General features: G+C 70.1%; 16 protein-coding genes. 8 read left to right on the plus strand and 8 right to left on the minus strand.

From position 1 onward, the window contains the following. Positions 1-25: 25 nt before the first annotated feature. Positions 26-1,306: an MFS transporter gene (locus BLW76_RS02550; RefSeq protein WP_091304237.1), complete on the minus strand. Its 1,281-nt coding sequence runs from the start codon at positions 1,304-1,306 to the stop codon at positions 26-28. Positions 1,307-1,393: 87 nt separating this feature from the next. Between BLW76_RS02550 and BLW76_RS02555 the strand changes: the two genes are divergently transcribed. Next, complete coding sequence (locus BLW76_RS02555; RefSeq protein WP_091304238.1) at positions 1,394-2,008, plus strand: LppX_LprAFG lipoprotein; 615 nt, start codon at positions 1,394-1,396, stop codon at positions 2,006-2,008. On the opposite strand, the gene BLW76_RS02560 is transcribed toward BLW76_RS02555, so the two are convergent. Next, entirely contained in the window at positions 2,009-3,571 is a 1,563-nt protein-coding gene (locus BLW76_RS02560) for an alpha/beta hydrolase (RefSeq protein WP_091304239.1), read from the minus strand. 155 nt (positions 3,572-3,726) lie between these two features. Between BLW76_RS02560 and secA2 the strand changes: the two genes are divergently transcribed. Together secA2 and BLW76_RS02570 are read left to right on the plus strand one after the other, a co-directional pair. Continuing rightward, a complete protein-coding gene (secA2, locus tag BLW76_RS02565; protein WP_091304240.1) occupies positions 3,727-6,066 on the plus strand; it encodes an accessory Sec system translocase SecA2 in 2,340 nt (779 codons plus the stop codon). Positions 6,067-6,224: 158 nt separating this feature from the next. Then, positions 6,225-7,376 (plus strand): IS481 family transposase, encoded by a 1,152-nt coding sequence (locus tag BLW76_RS02570; RefSeq protein WP_091304241.1) that lies wholly within the window; start codon positions 6,225-6,227, stop codon positions 7,374-7,376. Positions 7,377-7,446: 70 nt separating this feature from the next. On the opposite strand, the gene BLW76_RS02575 is transcribed toward BLW76_RS02570, so the two are convergent. Further along, positions 7,447-7,992 carry a hypothetical protein gene (locus BLW76_RS02575; protein WP_091304242.1) on the minus strand — a complete coding sequence of 182 codons (546 nt, stop codon included), beginning with the start codon at positions 7,990-7,992 and terminating at the stop codon, positions 7,447-7,449. 111 nt (positions 7,993-8,103) lie between these two features. On the opposite strand from BLW76_RS02575, the gene BLW76_RS02580 reads away from it, so the two are divergent. The 3 genes from BLW76_RS02580 (at position 8,104) to BLW76_RS02590 (ending at position 12,543) form a co-directional block, all read left to right on the plus strand. Further along, positions 8,104-9,825 carry an NAD+ synthase gene (locus tag BLW76_RS02580; protein WP_091304243.1) on the plus strand — a complete coding sequence of 574 codons (1,722 nt, stop codon included), beginning with the start codon at positions 8,104-8,106 and terminating at the stop codon, positions 9,823-9,825. A gap of 124 nt (positions 9,826-9,949) precedes the next feature. Continuing rightward, complete coding sequence (locus BLW76_RS02585) at positions 9,950-11,083, plus strand: IS701 family transposase (RefSeq protein ID WP_081655979.1); 1,134 nt, start codon at positions 9,950-9,952, stop codon at positions 11,081-11,083. 326 nt (positions 11,084-11,409) lie between these two features. Continuing rightward, positions 11,410-12,543, plus strand: coding sequence for an IS701 family transposase (locus BLW76_RS02590; RefSeq protein ID WP_081655979.1), 1,134 nt, complete (start codon positions 11,410-11,412; stop codon positions 12,541-12,543). Positions 12,544-12,741: 198 nt separating this feature from the next. Here BLW76_RS02590 and BLW76_RS02595 read toward each other — a convergent pair whose 3' ends face one another. Together BLW76_RS02595 and BLW76_RS02600 are read right to left on the minus strand one after the other, a co-directional pair. Then, positions 12,742-13,356, minus strand: coding sequence for a VOC family protein (locus BLW76_RS02595; RefSeq protein WP_091304244.1), 615 nt, complete (start codon positions 13,354-13,356; stop codon positions 12,742-12,744). 7 nt (positions 13,357-13,363) lie between these two features. Next, entirely contained in the window at positions 13,364-14,701 is a 1,338-nt protein-coding gene (locus BLW76_RS02600; protein WP_244170023.1) for a S8 family peptidase, read from the minus strand. Between the two features lie 84 nt (positions 14,702-14,785). Here BLW76_RS02600 and BLW76_RS02605 point away from each other — a divergent pair, with 84 nt between their 5' ends. Next, the gene (locus tag BLW76_RS02605) at positions 14,786-15,319 is read left to right on the plus strand and encodes a methylated-DNA--[protein]-cysteine S-methyltransferase (protein ID WP_091304245.1); all 534 of its coding nucleotides are present in this window, start codon (positions 14,786-14,788) and stop codon (positions 15,317-15,319) included. Positions 15,320-15,495: 176 nt separating this feature from the next. Here BLW76_RS02605 and BLW76_RS02610 read toward each other — a convergent pair whose 3' ends face one another. The 3 genes from BLW76_RS02610 to lysX form a co-directional block, all read right to left on the minus strand. After that, a complete protein-coding gene (locus tag BLW76_RS02610) occupies positions 15,496-16,086 on the minus strand; it encodes a DinB family protein (RefSeq protein ID WP_091304246.1) in 591 nt (196 codons plus the stop codon). 71 nt (positions 16,087-16,157) lie between these two features. Further along, a complete protein-coding gene (locus BLW76_RS02615; protein WP_244170024.1) occupies positions 16,158-16,724 on the minus strand; it encodes a hypothetical protein in 567 nt (188 codons plus the stop codon). A 63-nt stretch (positions 16,725-16,787) separates the two neighbouring features. Then, positions 16,788-20,111 carry a bifunctional lysylphosphatidylglycerol synthetase/lysine--tRNA ligase LysX gene (gene lysX, locus BLW76_RS02620; protein WP_091304247.1) on the minus strand — a complete coding sequence of 1,108 codons (3,324 nt, stop codon included), beginning with the start codon at positions 20,109-20,111 and terminating at the stop codon, positions 16,788-16,790. 233 nt (positions 20,112-20,344) lie between these two features. On the opposite strand from lysX, the gene panB reads away from it, so the two are divergent. Next, a complete protein-coding gene (gene panB / locus BLW76_RS02625) occupies positions 20,345-21,223 on the plus strand; it encodes a 3-methyl-2-oxobutanoate hydroxymethyltransferase (RefSeq protein WP_091304248.1) in 879 nt (292 codons plus the stop codon). Positions 21,224-21,293: the final 70 nt, after the last annotated feature.

Here is a 21,293-nt window from a genome sequence, read left to right on the forward strand (position 1 = left end):
TCACGACGCGCCGACGCCGCCGAAGTCACTTCGCGAGTACCGCAACGGGCTGCTTCGCCCGTGTGATGGCCAGCGAGGCGACCGACGCGATCACCGCCAGGACGGCGGCGGAGTACCAGGCCAGGGAGTAGTTCCCGAGCTGGTCGCGGACCAGGCCGGCGGCCGACGCGGCGAACGCGGCCCCGAGCTGGTGGGAGGCGAAGACCCAGCCGAACACGATCGGGCCGGCGTCGCCGAAGGCGCGGATGCAGAGCGCGACCGTCGGCGGGACCGTGGCCACCCAGTCGAGGCCGTAGAACAGGATGAACGCCCACATGCTCGGCTGCACCGAGTCGGTGAACAGCTGCGGGAGCAGCGCCAGCGAGACCCCGCGCAGGGCGTAGTAGACGCCGAGGAGGATCCGCGGGTCGATCCGGTCGGTGAGCCAGCCGGAGAAGATCGTGCCGACGACGTCGAAGACGCCGACCAGGGCCAGCAGGCTCGCCGCGGTCGTCTGCGGCATGCCGTGGTCGTGCGCGGCCGGGACGAAGTGGGTGCCGACCAGGCCGTTCGTCGTCGCGCCGCAGATGGCGAAGCCGACGGCGAGCAGCCAGAACGTCCGGGTGCGGGCGGCCTGGACCAGCACGGAGAGGGCGCGGCGGACCGAGCCCGCGGTCGGCGCCGGACGTGTGACCTCGGTACCGGCCGGCGCGCCGTAGGCCGTGGTGCCGACGTCGGCGGGGTGGTCGCGGATGACCAGCAGGACCACCGGGACGACGGCGAGCGCGGCGATCGCGATCACCAGCGACGCCGTGCGCCAGCCCGAGTCCACGGCCAGGTTCGCGATCAGGGGGAGGAAGATCAGCTGGCCCGTGGCGCCCGCGGCGGTCAGCACGCCGGTGACGACACCCCGGCTGCGCACGAACCACCGCGTCGCGACCATCGCCGCGAAACCCATGGCCATCGAGCCGGTGCCCAGGCCGACCAGCACGCCCCAGCACAGCACGAGCTGCCAGCTCGCGGTCATGAACACCGTGCCGCCCGCACCGAGGGCGATGACGGTCAACGCCGTCGCCGAGACGCGCCGGATGCCGAAGCGCTCCATCAACGCGGCCGCGAAGGGCGCGAAGAGGCCGAAGAGCACAAGGTTGACCGAGACGGCGGAGCTGATGGTGGTCCGGGACCAGCCGAACTCCTGGTGCAGCGGGTCGATCAGGACGCCGGGCGCGGCGCGGAAGCCGGCTGAGGCGAGCAGCGCGACGAAGGCGGCGCCGGCGATCAGCCACGCACGGTGCAGCATCGGGGCGGGACGGGTCTCAACAGTCACTCAGGCAGTCTCACCGCGCGCGCGGTGAGGTGAAAGTGGCCGGAAGGACATCATCCGCAAGGATCAGGCCAACAGTAGGCTTCGGGGATGCGCCGCCTCGCCCTTCTGCTCGTGGTCTTGCTGACGGCCGGCTGCACCGGGTCGCCCGACACGCGCGGGCCGTTCCCAGCGGGCGCCGACCTGGTCCGCGAGGCCGCGACGTCGTTCGCTTCAGTGCGGAGCGTCCACTTCGCGGCGGGCGTCAACGGCGTGCTGCAGGGCTTCCCGCTCCGGCAGATCGAAGGCGACGCGACCCTGGACGACGGCGGCCGCGCGACCGGAACGGCCGACGTCCAGGACGGCGACGGGCACACGAAGTTCCCGTTCGACGTGCACGACGACCCGGACTCGCCGTACCGGGTCGGCGCGTTCCTCGGCCCGCAAGGCGGGCTGAAGCGGCTGCTCGACGGCGTGACCGACGCCAAGACCGAAGGCCGTGAGAACGTCGACGACGCGCCCGCGCTGCGGGTCGGCGGCAAGGTGCCCGCCGCCGTCGCGCACAGCGTGCTCGCGCAGGTCGACGCCGATCTGACCGTCAAGGTCTGGGTCGCCGACGACGGCGGGCCACGGCGCTTCGTGCGCCTGTGGGTGCAGATCCCGCCAGCCGGCGACCACCTCAGCCCGGTGATGATCGAGTTGTCGCTGACCAGGCAGCGGCCGTAGCTACTGCCCCGAGCACCGCTTGCCGTCCGGCGGCACCGTGCCGTCGACCAGGTAGTCCGTGCCCGCCTCGTCCACGCACTTCACGCCCTGCAGGAACACCGTGTGCTGGGTGCCCTCGTACGTGAGCAGAGCGCCCTTCAGGCCCTTCGCGAGGTTGACGCCGGCCTGGTACGGCGTCGCCGGGTCGTTGGTCGTCGAGATGACCAGCGTCTTCGCCAGGCCCTCGACGTTCGGCACGTGCGGCTCGGACGTGTTCGGCACCGGCCAGAACGCGCACGCGTCGCGCGCCGCGGACGCCGGGCGGCCGTCGTCGAGGAACGGCGCCACCTTCACGTACTCCTCCTGCGCCTTGAGGATGACGGCCGGGTCCGTGACGCGCGGGTCGTCGACGCAGCGGATCGCCGTGAAGGCGTCCTGGGTGGTGCCGTACTTGCCGGTGGAGTCGCGCTCGTTGTAGATGTCGGCGAGCTTCTCCAGCGTCGCGCCGCGCTGCTGCTTCAGCTCGTTGAGGCCGGTGTTCAGGGTGTCCCAGAGGCTTTCCTGGTAGAGCGCCTGGATGACGCCGGTGGTGGCGTCCTCGTAGGAGAGCTTGCGGCCGTCGCCGACCGGCACCGGGAAGTCGATCAGCGGCCGGGTGAGGTCCTGGAACGCCTTGACCGCGCCGCCGGCGTCCCCGCCGAGCGCGCAGTCCTGCTGGGCCGTGCACCACTTCGCGAACTGCGTGAACGCCGTCCCGAAACCCTGGCCCTGCGCGACGAGCGACTCGACGGCGTCCTGCTCGGGGTCGACCGCGCCGTCGAGGACCATCGCGCGGACGTTCCGCGGGAACGCTTCGGCGTACGCGGAACCGATCCGGGTGCCGTAGGAGTAGCCCAAATAGGTGAGCTTTTGGTCGCCGAGGACCGAGCGGAGGACGTCCAGGTCCTTCGCGACGTCGCGGGTGCCGACGTTGGCCAGCATCCCGGTGCCGTCCTCGGTGCGCTGGGCGCACTTGGCGGCGAAGTCCTTTTCCTGCGCTTCCTGCTTGAGCACGCCGGCCGGGGAGCCGTCGGTCTCGCTGTCGTCGGCGCGGTCGGCGTCGCGTTCGGCGTCGGTGAGGCAGTGGATGGCGGGCTGGCTGGCGCCGATGCCTCGGGGGTCGAAGCCGACCAGGTCGAAGCGTTTGCCCAGGCCGGTGCTGGTCACCGGCTTGATCAGCCCGGCCGCGGCGACCATGCCGGACGCGCCGGGGCCGCCCGGGTTGACCACGAGCGACCCGATCCGCGAACCGGCGTCCGTCGCCTTGCGGCGGAGCAGGCCGAGGGTGATCGTGTCCCCCGCCGGTTTCGCGTAGTCGAGCGGCACGGTCAGGCGCGCGCACTGGATGTCTTTCGCCTGGAAGGCCGACCGCGCGTCTTCCGACGTCGCGTAAGGTGCGCAATCGGCCCAGCTCAGGCTCTGGCCGTAGAACCGCTCCAGCCCGGCGGGCACCGGCCCGGACGGCGGGTGCGACTCGGTCGTCGGCGCCGGCGGCTCGGTCTTGCCGGTGGACGTGCACGCGGCCAGCGAGGCCGCGAGCAGCACGGACGTCGCGATCGCGGTGATCCGGCGACGATGGGACCTGGCGCTGGGATGAGGGAACACGGTTGGATCGTCCCATCCGGCCGCGGAACTCGAACGCACCACCGTCGCGTTGGGTGGTGGAGGCCGGTCGAGCGAGAGAGAACGGGAGACCAGGGGTGGCAGCACTGATCAGCCGGGTGAGCAAGAAGCTCCGCCGGATCATCCAGCGGCCGGGCAGCGTCGAGCTGACCCGCTACGAAGCACTGCTGCCCGCGGTCGAGAAGCTCGAACCCGAGCTCGAAAAGCTCTCCGACCAGGAGCTGACCGAGCGGGCGGGCAAGCTTCGCGAGACGCTGAAGGACACCGCGTTCGGCGACGACCACCTGATCGAGGTGGGTGCGCTGGGCCGTGAGGCGGCCAAGCGGGCGCTGGGCGAGCGCGCCTTCGACGTCCAGGTGCTGGGCATGATGGGCATCCTGACCAAGCACGTCGTCCAGATGGAGACCGGTGAGGGCAAGACCCTCGCGGGTGCGCTGGCCGCGGCCGGGTACGCCCTGCGCGGAAAGCGCGTTCACGTCGTCACGGTCAACGACTACCTGGCCCGCCGCGACGCCGAGTGGATGGGCCCGGTGTACGCGCTGCTCGGCGTGTCGGTCGGCTGGGTCGAGCCGTCGCACTCGCGCGAAGAGCGTCGCGAGGCGTACGCCAAGGACGTCACGTACGGCGCCGTCGCCGAGATCGGCTTCGACGTGCTGCGGGACCGCTTGGTCACGAAGGTCGACGACCTGGTCCAGCCCGACCCCGAGGTCGCGATCGTCGACGAGGCGGACTCGGTGCTGGTCGACGAGGCCCGCGTCCCGCTGGTGATGGCCGGCTCGATCGACCGCAGCGACGCCGACGAGGAGGTCGCCAAGATCGTCCGGCGGCTGCGGCTCAACCTCCACTACGAGACCGACAGCGAGGGCCGCAACGCCTGGCTGACCGACGCCGGCTCGTCCGTCGTCGCGAAGTCGCTCGGCATCGAGGTCGACGACCTGTTCAACGAGCAGGCGTCGGACAGGCTGGCCGCCGTCAACGTCGCCCTGCACGCCCACGCGCTGCTCACCCGCGACGTCGACTACCTGGTCCGCGACGGCAAGGTGCAGCTCATCAACGCCGCCCGCGGCCGCGTCGCCGAGCTGCAGCGCTGGCCGGACGGCCTCCAGGCCGCCGTCGAGGCGAAGGAGCAGGTCACCGCGACCGACCGCGGCGAGATCCTCGACTCGATCACGGTCCAGGCGCTGCTCGCGCGCTACCCCGAGGTCGCCGGCATGACCGGTACCGCGGTGGCCGTCGCCGAGCAGCTGCGCGAGTTCTACGAGCTCGAGGTCGCGGTCATCCCGCCGAACACCCCGAACATCCGCGAGGACCTCGAGGACCGCGTCTTCGCGTCGCCGTCGCAGAAGCTGCGGGCGATCGAGGAGGAGATCCGCACGGTGCACGAGACCGGGCGGCCGATCCTCGTCGGCACCCAGGACGTCGCCGAGTCCGAAGAGCTGGCCGAGAAGCTGGCGAAGGTCGACCTCGAGTGCGTCGTGCTCAACGCGCGCAACGACGCCGAAGAAGCCGCGATCATCGCCGAAGCGGGCAAGAAGGGCGCGGTCACCGTGTCCACGCAGATGGCGGGCCGCGGTACCGACATCCGGCTGGGCGGCACCGACGGCGCCACCCGCGAAGAGGTCGTCGAGCTGGGCGGGCTGCACGTCATCGGCACCGCGCGGTACCCGTCGAGCCGGCTCGACGGCCAGCTGCGCGGCCGCTCCGGCCGCCAGGGCGACCCGGGCAGCGCGATCTTCTTCGCCAGCCTGAACGACGAGCTCGTGCTGTCGAACGCGCCGGACGTGCCCGAGGGCATCGTCGACGACGAGGAGACCGGCGAGATCAAGGACTCGGCGGCGCTGCGGCAGCTCAACCACGCCCAGCGCGTCGCCGAGGGCGTCGACCTGGAGATCCACCGCAACACCTGGCGCTACACGCGGCTGATCGAGCGGCAGCGGCGTGACCTGCTGGTGCACCGCGACAAGGTGCTTCGCACCGCGTACGCGGCCGAGATGCTCGAGAAGGCGCACCCGGAGAAGTTCGGCGAGCTGAAGGAAAAGCTGGACGATCAGGACAAGCTGGAGCAGATGTGCCGCGAGGTGCTGCTGTTCCACATCGACCAGCTGTGGTCCGACCACCTGGCTTACCTGACCGACGTCCGCGAGAGCATCCACCTGCGCGCGCTGGCCCGGGAGACGCCGCTGGATGAATTCCACCGCGCGGCGATCCCGGAGTTCCACAAGATCATCGGCGAGGCCGACTCACGGGCGGCGAAGACCCTCGAAGAGGCGGAGCTGACCGACGAGGGCATCGACCTCGGCGACGCCGGGGTCCGGCGGGCGAACACGACGTGGACCTACCTGGTGCACGACAACCCGTTCGACTCGGACTTCGAGCAGACCATCAAGAAGGTCCGGAGCATGATCAAGCGCAAGTAGGCGTCGTGAGTGGTAAGACGCGTTCTAACGCGCTGTTGAGTCTCAGGACTTGTCGGACAGTTGATGTCTCAGGACCTCACGGACACTGACCGGCCTGTCGGGGTTGTGATCGGGTGGGTTGTACCGATCATGCGGCGATGGGCAGAGCAGGGTTTGCGATGGATCCTGAGGTCGTCGCCGCGGTCGCTTGGGCCGCGGGCGGGGAGAAGATCAACGTCGCGGTGTTCTGCCGCGAGCACGGCCTGTCCCGGGACACCTTCTACCGGTATGTGACCCGGTTCCGCGCCGAGGGCGCCGACGGGTTCGTCCGCCGCAGCACCGCCCCGCACCATCACCCCACCGCGCTCGCGCTGGAGGTGGTCGAGGCGGTGCTGCGGGCCCGCAAGCAACTGGCCGAGGCAGGCTTGGACAACGGGCCGATCTCGATCCGCTGGCGACTGCAGGACGCCGGGTTCCACCCGCTGCCCTCCCGGGTGTCGATCTACCGGATCCTGCGCGAGCGGGGCCAGATCGTGGCCCAGCCACGCAAACGCCCCAAGACCCGGCGGCGGTTCAGCTACGCCGACCCCAACGGCTGCTGGCAGATCGACGGCATGGAACACCACCTCGCCGACGGCACCACCGTCTGCATCATCCAGATCCTGGACGACCACTCCCGCCTCGACGTCGGCACCTACGCCGCCACCGGTGAAACCACCGCCGGCACCTGGGCCGCCCTGCAACGAGCGTTCGCCGGCTACGGCCTGCCGGTCAGAATCCTCTCCGACAACGGGCTGGCCTTCACCGGCCGCCACCGCGGCTGGATGGTCGAACTGGAACGCCTGCTCGCCGCGCTCGGGGTCACCACCATCGCCGCCACCCCACGTCACCCCCAGACCTGCGGGAAGAACGAACGCGCCCACCAGACCCTGCAGAAATGGCTCGCCGCCCGGCCACCCGCCCACACCCTCACCGAACTGCAGAACCTGCTCGACGAGTACCGGCAGATCTACAACCACCGCCGCCACCAGAGCCTCAACGGCGACACACCCCAGCAGCGCTACGACACCCGCCCGAAAGCCACCCCCAGCACCGGCCCGCACCGGCCCAGCGGCATGACCACCCGACCCGTCTCGGCCACCGGCGTGATCGCGTTCTCCGGCTGCTCCATCGTGCTGGGACGCACCTGGGCCGGACGCACCGCCAGCGTCTACTGGCAAGGCGACCGCGTCACCGTCATGATCGACAACACGGTCACCCGCCAGCTCACCCTCGACAGATCAGTACGCTACCAACGCCTCACCAACCAGAAACTGTCCGACAAGTCCTGAGACACATCTGTCCGTGAGGTCCTGAGACAGCACAGCGGGTTAGAACCCGCCTTACCACTCACGACCGGTTTCAGGCTGATGTGGTGATCTCGGCGATGCAGTAGGTGCCGTTGGCCTCGCGCTGGACGGTCATCGAACCGGTCAGCGTCCGGCCCCGGTTCATCGTGCCGGTCAGCTTCACCATGATCTGGTTGTCCAGGCCCTGCGTCGGCTCGCCCGCGGTGATCTGCGCGTTGGCCGAACCCAGCTTCGTCGCGGCCTGACGGACCTGGCTCTTCGCCGAGGCGCAGGCCGCCTCCTCCGCCTCGTCGGGGTCGTCGCCCATGACGGCGAGGATGAACTTCCCGGCGACGACGCTGCCGGAGTTCAGGTCGAGCGGCGGCCCGCTCGCCACCTTCGGCTTGCTGTCGGAAACCAGGAAGCCCGGCGCGACGAACCCGGTGATCACGAAGACCACCACCAGCAGCAGGGCGCCGCCACCGACTAGCAGGCCGATGAGCAGGCCGTTGCCCTTCTTCGGCGGCTGCGGGTAACCCGGGTACTGCTGCGGCGGGTACTGCCCGTACGGCTGCTGCTGGTGCGGGTAGGGCTGTCCTGGCTGCTGCGGGTAGTTCACTTCGTCCCCCTCGTCCGGTCAGGCGCAACGTACCCGGACAGTGCACGCCGGACGTGGCGTTTCGCCCACATTCGCTCGGCCAGGTGGGTGGCGGTGAGCCAGAATGGCGGCATGCCGCAACTGCGCATCGCGCTCGCCCAGGTCAACCCCACCGTCGGCGACCTCGACGGCAACGCCGAGCTGCACGTCGAGTGGACGCGGCGGGCCGCCGAAGCCGGCGCGCACGTCGTCGTCTTCCCCGAGATGTCCCTGACCGGCTACCCCATCGAGGACCTCTCGCTGCGCAAAACCTTCGCCGCCGCGTCGCGGCAGGGCGTCGAGGCGCTCGCGCGCCGGCTCGACGAGGCCGGCTGCGGCGAGGTGCTCACCTACATCGGCTACCTCGACCTCGACGAGGTCGGCCCGCGCGACGCCGCCGCGGCGCTCTACCGCGGCGAAGTCGTCGCCCGGCAGTTCAAGCACCACCTGCCCAACTACGGCGTCTTCGACGAGCACCGCTGGTACAAGCCGGGCACCACGCTCGACGTCGTCCGGTTCCACGGGCTCGACATCGGCATGGTCATCTGCGAGGACGTCTGGCAGGACGGCGGGCCGATCTCGGCGCTGGGCCGCGCCGGCGTCGACCTCGTCGTGGCGCCGAACGCGTCGCCGTACGAGCGGTCGAAGGACGAGCAGCGGCTGCCGCTGATCGCGCGCCGGGCCGCCGAAGCCGGCGCGCCGCTGGTCTACACCAACCAGGTCGGCGGGCAGGACGACCTCGTCTTTGACGGCGACTCGCTCGTCGTCGGCGCGGACGGCACGCTGCTGGCCCGCGCGCCGCAGTTCGCCGAGAACCTGCTCGTGCTGGACATGGACCTGCCGAAGACCGCGTACGCGGGCGACGGTTCGTACGAGGGCCTGGACGTCCGGCGCCGGGTGATCAGCGAGGAGCCACTGCCGGCGTACGAGCCGACGGCCGAGCCGGTGATCAGCGAGCCGCTGTCGGACGAGGCCGAGGTGTGGCACGCGCTCGTCGTCGGGCTGCGGGACTACGTGCACAAGAACGGGTTCTCGTCGGTGACCTTCGGGTTCTCCGGCGGCATCGACTCGGCGGTCTGCGCGGCACTGGCCGCGGACGCGCTGGGCGGCGACAACGTCTACGGCGTCTCGATGCCGTCGAAGTACTCCTCCGGGCACTCGAAGGACGACGCCGCGGACCTGGCGCGGCGGATCGGCGCGCACTACCGGGTCGAGCCGGTGGAGGACATGGTCCGGGTGTACGTCGACCAGCTCTCCCTGACCGGCCTGGCCGAGGAGAACATCCAGGCGCGGACGCGGGGCATGCTCCTGATGGCACTGTCCAATCTGGACGGTCACCTGGTGCTGGCCACCGGCAACAAGACCGAGCTCGCCGTCGGGTATTCGACGATCTACGGCGACGCGGTCGGTGCGTTCGCCCCGATCAAGGACCTCTTCAAGACGCACGTGTGGCAGCTCGCGCGGTGGCGCAACGCCGAAGCGGTGAAGAACGGCGAGACGCCGCCGATCCCGGAGAACTCGATCACCAAGCCGCCGTCGGCCGAGCTGCGGCCGGGCCAGGTGGACACCGACTCGCTGCCGGACTACGAGCTGCTGGACGACATCCTCGACGACTACGTCGAGGGCGACCGCGGGTACGCCGACCTGGTGTCGGCGGGCTTCGACCCGGAGACCATCGACCGTGTGGTGCGGATGGTCGACAAGGCCGAGTACAAGCGGCGCCAGTACCCGCCGGGCACGAAGATCACGTTCAAGGCGTTCGGCCGCGACCGGCGGCTGCCGATGACCAACCTGTGGCGCGAGGGCAAGGCCTAGTACTACAGGGCTAGATCTTTGCGTGTCGGTTCGTGATATCGACTGCTGATTGTGCGAGTGTTGGCGAGTGAGCACTCCTTCTGTCGGGCGGGCCGACCTCTCGGGCGGTGCGACGCGGGAAGATTTGGCCGTGTGGGATCGGGAGTTTCGGGACGTGTGCGCGCGACTGGACGGGTTGTTCTATCGGACGGATTCGCGTGCGCATGCCCGGCATTATCTGCGCGGCTTGATCGCCCCGCTGGAACGGAAGAACGGCTGGACGATCGCGGAGTATTCCGGAGATCCGGAGCCGAAGGCGCTCCAGCGGTTGCTGAATCTGTCGCCGTGGGATGCCGCCGAGGCGCGAGACCTGGTACGCGACTATGCGATGGAACATTTCGCTGATCCCCGTGGCGTGCTGATCGCGGACCCGACCGGGTTTGCCAAGAAGGGCAACAAGTCGGCCGGTGTTCAACGTCAGTATTCGGGGACCCTGGGGCGGATCGACAACTGTCAGATCGGGGTTTTCCTGGCCTATGCCAACACGGCCGGCGATCGGGTACTCATTGACCGAGAACTGTATCTGCCCGATGCGTCGTGGTGTGCTGATCCCGGGCGTCGGGCCGAGGCGCACGTGCCGGAGAAGGTGACGTTCGCTACCCGCCCGAAGCAGGTGCAGGCCATGATCGCGCGAGCGGTGACGGCCGGGGTGCCGTTCGCGTGGTTCGCCGCGGACGAGGAGTTCGGGCAGAACCCGGGGCTGCGCACGTATCTGGAAGCCGAAGGAATCGCGTATGCGATGGCCGTGCCGAAGAACACCGACATCACAACTGGCGGTATCTCCTCCGCGGCCGGCCTGCCGACACTGGTCAAACATGCCCAATCCCGCCTGACAGGCCACGACTGGTCCCGTCGTGCCTGCGGGATCGGCGCCAAGGGTTTCCGGGTCTACGACTGGGCGATGGTCGATGCCGGTGACGGCCATCAGTACGTGTTCCGCCGAAACATTTCAGACGGCGAACTCGGCTACTTCCACTGCTACAACCCGCGCGGAGAATCACTGACGGAACTTGTCCGTGTCATCGGCGCCCGCTGGCCAATCGAGGAATGTTTCGAAGCAGCCAAGAGCGAAGCAGGACTGGACAACTACCAAGTCCGCCTCTACCACGCCTGGTACCGGCATATCACCCTGTCGATGCTGGCCATGGCATTCCTCGCAGTGATGAGACACCAGGCAAAAAAAGATCAGCGCGACCTGCGGGCAAGCCGCACACCATGACCACCCGGACCCGTCGCCTGATCGCACTCTCCATCGCCGAGATCCGACGCCTGTTCAACCTCATCGGCAAAGACGACCACATCATCGACCACGGTCTTCGTGCGTCCGCCTGGCGCCGCGGACACCAGGCAGACGCACGACGAAGCCACTTCAGGCGACGCCTCCGACTCCAAATGCTAGAGATCTAGCCCTGTAGTACTAGTACTACAGGGCTAGATCTTTGCGTGTCGGTTCGTGATATCGACTGCTGATTGTGCGAGTGTTGGCGAGTGAGCACTCCTTCTGTCGGGCGGGCCGACCTCTCGGGCGGTGCGACGCGGGAAGATTTGGCCGTGTGGGATCGGGAGTTTCGGGACGTGTGCGCGCGACTGGACGGGTTGTTCTATCGGACGGATTCGCGTGCGCATGCCCGGCATTATCTGCGCGGCTTGATCGCCCCGCTGGAACGGAAGAACGGCTGGACGATCGCGGAGTATTCCGGAGATCCGGAGCCGAAGGCGCTCCAGCGGTTGCTGAATCTGTCGCCGTGGGATGCCGCCGAGGCGCGAGACCTGGTACGCGACTATGCGATGGAACATTTCGCTGATCCCCGTGGCGTGCTGATCGCGGACCCGACCGGGTTTGCCAAGAAGGGCAACAAGTCGGCCGGTGTTCAACGTCAGTATTCGGGGACCCTGGGGCGGATCGACAACTGTCAGATCGGGGTTTTCCTGGCCTATGCCAACACGGCCGGCGATCGGGTACTCATTGACCGAGAACTGTATCTGCCCGATGCGTCGTGGTGTGCTGATCCCGGGCGTCGGGCCGAGGCGCACGTGCCGGAGAAGGTGACGTTCGCTACCCGCCCGAAGCAGGTGCAGGCCATGATCGCGCGAGCGGTGACGGCCGGGGTGCCGTTCGCGTGGTTCGCCGCGGACGAGGAGTTCGGGCAGAACCCGGGGCTGCGCACGTATCTGGAAGCCGAAGGAATCGCGTATGCGATGGCCGTGCCGAAGAACACCGACATCACAACTGGCGGTATCTCCTCCGCGGCCGGCCTGCCGACACTGGTCAAACATGCCCAATCCCGCCTGACAGGCCACGACTGGTCCCGTCGTGCCTGCGGGATCGGCGCCAAGGGTTTCCGGGTCTACGACTGGGCGATGGTCGATGCCGGTGACGGCCATCAGTACGTGTTCCGCCGAAACATTTCAGACGGCGAACTCGGCTACTTCCACTGCTACAACCCGCGCGGAGAATCACTGACGGAACTTGTCCGTGTCATCGGCGCCCGCTGGCCAATCGAGGAATGTTTCGAAGCAGCCAAGAGCGAAGCAGGACTGGACAACTACCAAGTCCGCCTCTACCACGCCTGGTACCGGCATATCACCCTGTCGATGCTGGCCATGGCATTCCTCGCAGTGATGAGACACCAGGCAAAAAAAGATCAGCGCGACCTGCGGGCAAGCCGCACACCATGACCACCCGGACCCGTCGCCTGATCGCACTCTCCATCGCCGAGATCCGACGCCTGTTCAACCTCATCGGCAAAGACGACCACATCATCGACCACGGTCTTCGTGCGTCCGCCTGGCGCCGCGGACACCAGGCAGACGCACGACGAAGCCACTTCAGGCGACGCCTCCGACTCCAAATGCTAGAGATCTAGCCCTGTAGTACTAGCCCAAGGCGACCTGGCGGCCTTCCGGAGTGCGGAGGGCCGCCGTCAGGCCGGCTTTCTCCGCGCGGCGGACCAGGAACTCGAGGCCGAGCGCGTCGGTTGCCTTGTGGACGAACGCCGGGTCGGGGTGGGTGCCGGTGACCATCAGCAGCGGCAGCGACGGCAGGCCGCGCGTCGTCGGGTGCGGCGTCGAGCCCCAGTCGATGAGGAACGGGTGCAGGGTGCCCGGGACGCTCGGCGGGGTCAGGCGCCAGCGCAGGGTTTCGCCGTCGGCGGTTTCGCGGGACATCTCGCGCGCGTCGCCCGGGTCGAAGCCGTGGGCGCGGGCTTGCGCGATCGTCGCGTCGATGTCCGTCGTGCGGACCGCCCAGGCGACCAGCGCGGGCTCGGTCAGGTCGTCGATGCCGAACGGCCGGGGCACCTCGGGGTCGGGCTGCTCCGGGTCCGGGCCGATGACTTCCAGGTACATCCCCGCGCCGAGGTCGGCGAGGTGGTTGGCCGTGCCGAGGCCGACGTGGCGGCCGCCGGGCGCGGGCGTCACGCCGGTGAGGGCGGTGACCCGGGCGACGGCGTCGGCGAGGTCCGGGCCGGCGTAGACGAGGTGATCGAGCACGGGCCCATCATCCCGCGCCGACGGCCTTCGCCGCATCGACCACCCCGTGGCCGTAGTAGGTGGTTCCCTGCTGCGTGGGTGCGCAGGTGGTGTCCGGGCAGGGCAGCGGCGTCGCCGTGGCGAAGAGGGCGCGCTTGATCCGCTCGGCGCTCCAGTGCGGGTGCTCGCTCGCGATCAGGGCGGCGACGCCGCTGGCGTGCGGCGCGGCCATCGACGTCCCGTTCGCGGACCGGTATTCGCCGTTCGGCCAGGTCGACCAGATGCGCGCGCCGGGCGCGGCGACGCTGATCCGGGTCGCCGAATAGTTGGAGAAGGTGGCTTTGACGAGCTTTTCGTCGAGCGCGCCGGTGCCGACGACGCCGGGCAGTTCGTGCGGCAGCCGGGTGCAGGTCGGGTCGATCGCGCGTTCCACCGGCGTGCTGTCGGCCGGGCTCTCCTTGTCGACCGAGCGGGTGTCGAGGTTGATCCCGGCGTTGCCGGCGGAGGCGACGACGAGGACGTTCCGGCGTTGCGCGTACGCGACCGCCCGGCCGACGGCGAGCTTCGCCGCGGCCTGGTCCGGCTGGGCGTCGCAGTTGTAGCGCCACGGGATCGAGCGGTAGCTGTTGTTGGTGACGGCGAAGCCGTGCTCGGCGGCCCAGACGAAGCCGCAGACCATGCTCTCCGCCGTCTCCTTGTCGTCGAGTTCGGCGAGCTTGACCGCGGCGATCTTGACGCCCGGGGCAACGCCGACGACGCCGGTTCCGTTGCGGGCCGCGGCGATCGTGCCCGCGACGTGCGTGCCGTGGCCGTCGAGCGTGGGCCGCCAGGCGCCGGGGCCGCGGTCAGGCCAGCCGGACAGGCAGGAGACGGAGTTCTTTTTGTCGAACGCGGCTTTCAGCTCGGGGTGGGTGTCGTCGACGCCGACGTCGAGGACGCCGACGAGGGTCTTCTTGCTGCCGTCGGTGACCTCGTGGGCTTCGGGCAGGTGCAGCGCCGGGACGTCCCAGGCGGTGCCCTCGGGTGGGACCTGGCCGGAGTTGGGCGAGTTCGGCCCGGTGTAGCGGAGGTCCTTGCGGGGCGCGAAGAACTCCTTCGGGATCTTCGCGGTGCGCGTCGCGCCGACGGCGTCGATGCCCGGGGTCTTCCGGAGCTTCGCGGCGAAGTCGTCCTTCTCGGTGTACGCGACCACGACGCCGATCTGGGGGTAGCTCGCGACGACGGTCCCGCCGGCTTTCTTGATGGCGAGTTCGGCCCACCAGGTGTGGTGCGTGACGACGACGTGCGGCATGACCAGCGGGTCGGCGGCCGCCGGTGTCGCGATCAGGCCCAGCATGAGCGCCGTGGCCAGGATGATTCGCCGCACGCGTCCTCCTCGAATTCGCCCAAACCGAACTTAGCGATCATTCGGGGCGGGGCGGTACCCCTCTTCAGTCGTAGGCTGAGCGGCATGACGACGGGGTTCACGGTGTTCGACACGGCGATCGGCGCGTGCGGGCTCGCCTGGCGCGACGACGTCGTGATCGGGACGTCGCTGCCCGAGGGCAGTGCTTCGCGGACGCGGGCCTGGCTGGTGCGGCGGTTCCCGGACGCCGTCGAGGGGCCGCCGCCGGCGCCGGTGCAGGCCGCGGTGGACGGGATCGTGGCGCTGCTGGGCGGTGCGCGTCAGGACTTGGCGTCGGTGGCGCTGGACTTTTCGGGCGTGCCGGCGTTCAACCGGCGCGCGTACGAGGTCGCGCGGACGATCCCGCCGGGCAAGACGCTGACGTACGGCGACATCGCGCACCGGCTCGGGCAGCCGGGGTCGGCGCAGGCCGTCGGGCAGGCGATGGGGCACAACCCGTTCCCGATCATCGTGCCGTGCCACCGGGTGCTGGCGGCCGGCGGCAAGGACGGCGGGTTCTCCGCGCGGGGCGGCGTCGGGACGAAACGCCGGATGCTCGTGATCGAGGGCGCGCTGGCGGACGAGCCGACGTTGTTCTGAGCCGCCGGCGGTGTGCGCGGAGGGGCATCACGCGTGATTGGGGACGTGACTCGCGTGATTGGAGGCGGAACTCGCGTGACTGGAGGCCGATCTCGCGTGCTTGGGGGGTCGACACGCGTGACTGGGGCGGCTCGGGGGGCTGGGGGCGGCTCGCGGGTGGGCGCGAGCCGGGCCCGTCAGGCTGGTTGGGACTCCGGGGTCCAGGGCTTGATGAACGGGAACTCGGGCCAGCCCTCGGCGGCGGCCATCAGGGGCATCGCCGTGGCGCCGTCGACGTGCTCGCGGATGATGTCCGCGTGGCCGGCGTGGCGGGCCGTCTCCTGGATCAGGTGGAGCAGGACCCAGCGGACCGACCAGGCCTCGATGTCCTGGGGGAACCACGGGACGCCCTTCGGGACCGGGACCGGCCGGCCGAGGTCGTCGATGCCGCCGATGACCTCCGCCGTGCGGGCGGCCACCTCGTCGTAGCGGGCCAGGACGCCCGCCAGTGTCTCGTCCGGGCGCAGGCGGTGGGCGTCCTCGTACTCCGCCATCGCCTCGCCGAACGGCTTCTGCGGCACCTGCAGGATCGTGTCCAGCCAGCTGTCCTCGGTGGCCGCGACGTGCTTGATCAGCCCGCCCACCGACAGCGTGCTCTTGGTCGAGGAGAGTCTCGCCTGCTCGTCGGTCAGCCCGTGTGCGGCCAACCTGAGTACGTACCGCTGCTGCTCCAGGAAGCTCAGGAGCCCGTCACGCTCGTCGGCCACCGGGCGCACGTTTCCCGCCATGTCGATCCTTCCGCTCGGAATGTCTTGCGGCGATCGTGCCACCCGGGACCGACAATTTCGGGCGAATCCCGCTATCGGTGCGCGTGCCGCGGTGCCGGCTTGACGAAGGCGTACGTCCCGCCGACGCCGTACAGCACCGCGCGGACCAGGAGCTGGAGGCGCGTGAACACGCCCTCGTAGGCGTCCAGCTGCCGGGCGAGCACGACGGCCAGCCAGGTCGCCAGCACCACGACCAGGCCGGCGACCGCGAGCGCGCGCCACCCCGGCGGCCACCACAGGATCAGGCTGATCACCCCGCCCACCAGCACCACGCTGAGCAGCGACGACAGCAGGTCGCTGCGCTCGGGGTAGGCGGCCTGCAGCAGCACGAGCACGCCGAACGCGCTCACCGAGATCGAGCTGAGCCGCGCCGACCACTGGACCGGCCCGAGCCGGTGCAGCGGGGGTCCGGCGAGCACGAACGCGACCCCGGACACCGCGAGCAGGATGCGGAACACCGGCGGCCCGGTCAGCAGCGCCTCCGCCGGGTCCCGCACCGGCGAGATGCCGGTGGGCAGGAAGAACTCCAGCAGCCAGCCCGAATACGCGAGGACGGCCACCCCCATCAGGAGGGCCGAGGCGATCCGAGCCGTGCGCACGAGGCAGAGCGTAAGCGACGGGCCGCGCCACGGCCCGTCGCCGTGACCAGGTCCACCGATCCGTTATGCCTGCGGTCGGACGAAGGGGAACAGGACCGTCTGGCGGATCGACGCCCCGGTGAGCATCATCAGCAGCCGGTCGACGCCCAGGCCGAGGCCGCCGGTCGGCGGCATGCCGTGCTCCAGTGCGAGCAGGAAGTCCTCGTCCAGTTCCATCGCCTCGACGTCGCCGCTGGCCGCGCGCAGCGACTGCGCTTCGAGCCGCCGGCGCTGCTCGATCGGGTCGGTCAGCTCGGTGTAGGCCGTGCCGACCTCGGAGCCGAACGCGATCAGGTCCCAGCGCTCGGCCAGCCGCGGGTCCACGCGGTGCTCGCGGGTCAGCGGCGAGACGTCGGTCGGGTAGTCGGTGTAGAACGTCGGCAGCACGGTCGCGCCCTCGACGAGGTGCTCGAACGCCTTGAGCACCAGGTCGCCGTGGCTCGGGTCCTCCCCCACCGGCACGCCCGCCGCGACGCACAGGCGGCGCAGGTCGGGCACTGACGTCCCGGAGTCGATCTCCTCGCCGAACACCGCCGAGACGGCTTCGTGCACCGGAACCACCGGCCAGTCGCCGGAGATGTCGTACTCGACGAGCTTCCCGTCGGCGTCGGGCCGTCGCACGATCTGGGCGCCGTACGCGGCTTCGGCCGCGTGCTGGACGAGCTCGCGCGTCAACGTCCGCATCGTGTCGTAGTCCGCGTACGCCTGGTACGCCTCGAGCATCGTGAACTCGGGGTTGTGCGTCGCGTCGACGCCTTCGTTGCGGAAGTTGCGGTTGAGCTCGAAGACGCGCTCGACGCCGGCCACGCACAGCCGCTTCAGGTACAGCTCGGGCGCGATCCGCAGGTACATCCGCATGTCGTAGGCGTTGATGTGGGTGACGAACGGCCGGGCGTTGGCGCCGCCGTGGACCGTCTGCAGCATCGGCGTCTCGACTTCGAGGTAGTCGGCGTGGTGCAGCCGGTCGCGCACCGCGCGGACCACAGTGGACCGCAGCCGCAGCATGGTCGTCGAGTCCGGGTTGACCGCCAGGTCGAGGTAGCGCTGCCGGACCCGGGTCTCCGGGTCGGTCAGGCCCTTCCGTTTGTCGGGCAGCGGGTGCAGGCACTTCGCGGTGACCGTCCACTCGTCGACGAGCACCGAGAGCTCGCCCCGCTTCGACGTGACGACCTGGCCGCTGACGCCGACGTGGTCGCCGAGGTCGACACCGGTCCGCCAGCGGGTGAGGTCGAGCTCGCCGGCCTCCAGCATCAGCTGGATCTCGCCGCTGAAGTCCTTGACGCGGGCGAAGCACAGGCCGCCGAGGATGCGCAGGTTCAGCACCCGCCCGGCGATCCGGACCCGGTGCCCGGTGCTCGTATCGGGCGCCAGGTCGCCGTACTTCGCCACGACGTCGCCGATGTGGTCGTCGCGGCGGAAGCCGACCGGGTACGGGTCGATGCCGGCCTCGCGCAGCTTGGCGAGCTTGGCGATCCGGACGCGGACCTGCTCGGGCCGCCGCACGGTCTTCGGCGCCGGGGTCGCCGCCGACTCCTCGATCTCCTTGACGCGGGCGACGAAGTCTTCGCTGACCGTCTCCAGCCGCAGCGACCGCGCCCGGCCGGTCGGGACGAACCCTTCGAGCGCGCCCGCCACGATCCCGACGCGCGGCAGCCGCCGGGCCGAGGAGTAGCAGAGGAACCGCGGCTCCCAGTCGGGCCCGTACTTGGCGTTGGACCGGTACAGCGACTCCAGCTGGAAGAACCGCGAGAACACGCTCAGGATCCCGCGCCAGGCCCGCAGCACCGGGCCGGCGCCGATCCGCTCGCCCTCGGAGAACACCGCGCGGAACATCGCGAAGTTGAGCGAGATCCGCTGCGCGCCGAGGTGCTGGGCGGCCGCGACGGTCTCGGCGATCATGTACTCGTTGAGGCCGTTTTCGGCGTCGCGGTCGCGGCGCATGAGGTCGAGCGAAAGCCCGCGGCGGCCCCACGGGACGAACGACAGCAGCCCGCGCAGCTCGCCGTGGGCGTCGTAGGCCTCGACCATCACGCTGCGGCCGTCGCTGGGGTCGCCGAGCCTGCCCAGCGCCATCGAGAAGCCGCGTTCGGTCTCGGCGCCGCGCCAGGCCTGCGCCCGCGCGAGCAGCTCGGTCATCTCGGCTTCGGGGATCTCGCCGTGGCGGCGGACGCGCGAGGTGTAGCCGGCGCGCTGGATGCGCTTGACGGCCTGGCGCACCGAGCGCCGTTCCGGCCCGGCCAGGCTGAACTCGCGGACGTCGAGCACGGCTTCGTCGCCGATTTCCAGTGCCCGCAGGCCCGCGTCGGTGTACGTCTTCGCGCCGCGTTCGCTCGCCCCGAGCACGCCCGGGGTCCAGCCGTACGTGCGCGTCTCGTCGAGCCAGGCGCGGACCGCGTCGGGCCAGGCCTCCGGGTCGCCGACCGGGTCGGCGCTGGCGACGCTGGTGCCGCCGAGCACGCGGTAGGTCACCGCCGCGCGGCCGTTCGGGGCGAAGACGACGCTCTTGTCGCGGCGGGTGGCGAAGTAGCCGAGGGAGTCTTCCTCGCCGTGCTCGGCGAGCAGCTGACGCAGGCGGAGCTCGTCTTCGTCGGTCCGCAGCGCCCGGCTGCGCACGCCGCGGAAGAGCAGGTACAGCGCCGCGGTGGCGACCGCGGTCGCGCTGAGGTCGAGGAACACGTCCAGCCACGCGGGACCCTCGCCGACGCCGATCCGGCGCAGCTGCAGGTTCTCGCCGGTGGCGTGGTTGACGACCCAGGCGAAGCGCTCCCACGCGTCGCCGAGGTGGCCGGGGAACGCCTCGGTCAGCCCCCAGCCGACCAGGATGACCAGTGCGAAGCCGCCGAACAGCATGCTCAGGCCGTCGCGCCAGGCGCTCGGCGCGAGCCGGGCCGGGAACGCCGGGCGCAGCGCGAGCAGGAACACGATCAGGGCGATCGAGACGATGTCGGCGACGGTCAGCACCCACAGCTGGGCGGGGATGTGCCGGACCTGCTTCGGGCCGAGCGTCAGCAGTTCGGGTGACCACAGCAGCGTGGCCTGCAGGGCCAGGGTGAGCACCAGCCCGCCGATCTGGAACAGCACCAGCGTGTACAGCGCGGCCTTCTTGCGGCGGCGCAGCGCACTGCCGAGCACCACGAGCAGCAGCACCATGACCAGGCTCTCGCTGGTCGGCACGCTCAGGCCGGAGAAGGCCATGTCGATGCCGTTGAGCAGGCGGCCGTGCGCGCCGCCGGCGAAGAGGAGGATCACCGAGAACACCGCGGCCAGCTGGACCACGGTCGCGACGATGCCGCCCGCCTTCGCCTTCCAGACGGGGAGGCGACGGCGCGGGCTCGCGAGGTTTCCCATGGGTGGTTTCGTCGCCTTTCGCGGCCGGTCGGGGGTCATGTTCTTGACGTAAGTGAACCCGGATTGGTTGTCCCCGGTCATCAACCTGAAGGCTGACGGCCGGTGGTCCTCGAGGGTGTGAAGCTTGTCGCACGTCGCCTGCGCCGGTCCGGGGGCGTGTCACGCTTTGAGACGCCTCTGTTCCACGACCCGGGGACCTCGCCGAGGCCTCGAGGGAAGGACGGTCGACGACGATGTCTGCCAGCGCCGAAGAACCCGCCCCGTACGGCACCGGATCCGCCGCACCCGTGGCTGCCGCGGCCAAGCCCGCGGGCCGGAAGGTCCGCGTCCACCACCTGCGCGAGCTCAAGGAACGCGGCGAACCGTGGCCCATGCTCACCGCGTACGACATGTACACCGCCGCGCTGTTCGACGAGGCGGGGATCCCCGTGCTGCTCGTCGGCGACTCCGCGGCCAACAACGTCTTCGGCTACGACACGACGGTGCCGGTCACGGTCGACGAGCTGCTGCCGCTTGTCCGGTCGGTCACCCGGTCGGTCAAGCGGTCCCTGGTCGTCGCCGACCTGCCGTTCGGCTCCTACCAGCTCTCGCCGCAGCAGGCGCTGGAGACGTCGATCCGGTTCATGAAGGAGGGCCGCGCGCACGCCGTGAAGCTCGAGGGCGGGCAGCGGTTCGCCCCGCACGTCGAGGCGCTGACGGCGGCAGGCGTGCCGGTCATGGGACACATCGGATTCACCCCGCAGAGTGAACACAACCTCGGCGGCTACCGGGTGCAGGGGCGCGGCGAAGCGGCGGACGTGCTGCTCGCCGACGCGCTGGCGCTGCAGGCGGCCGGGGCGTTCGCGGTGGTGATGGAGATGGTGCCCGCCGAGGCCGCCAAGCGCGTCACGGCGGAGCTGAAGATCCCGACGGTCGGCATCGGCGCGGGCCCGGACTGCGACGCGCAGGTGCTCGTCTGGCAGGACATGGCCGGGCTGCGGCGGGGCAAGGCGGCGCGGTTCGTCAAGCGCTACGCCGACGTCGCCACGGTGCTTCAGGACGCGGCCACGGCGTTCGCCGAGGACGTCCGGCGCGGCGAATTCCCCGCACCTGAACACTCGTTCCACGACTAGGCCGGGCACTTTCACGTGAAAGTGCCCGCTCACCCAGGGGGCACTTTCACGTGAAAGTGCGCCCTGGGGG

Origin of the sequence: Amycolatopsis tolypomycina (genome assembly GCF_900105945.1) — a bacterium.
In the GTDB taxonomy this organism is placed as follows: domain Bacteria; phylum Actinomycetota; class Actinomycetes; order Mycobacteriales; family Pseudonocardiaceae; genus Amycolatopsis; species Amycolatopsis tolypomycina.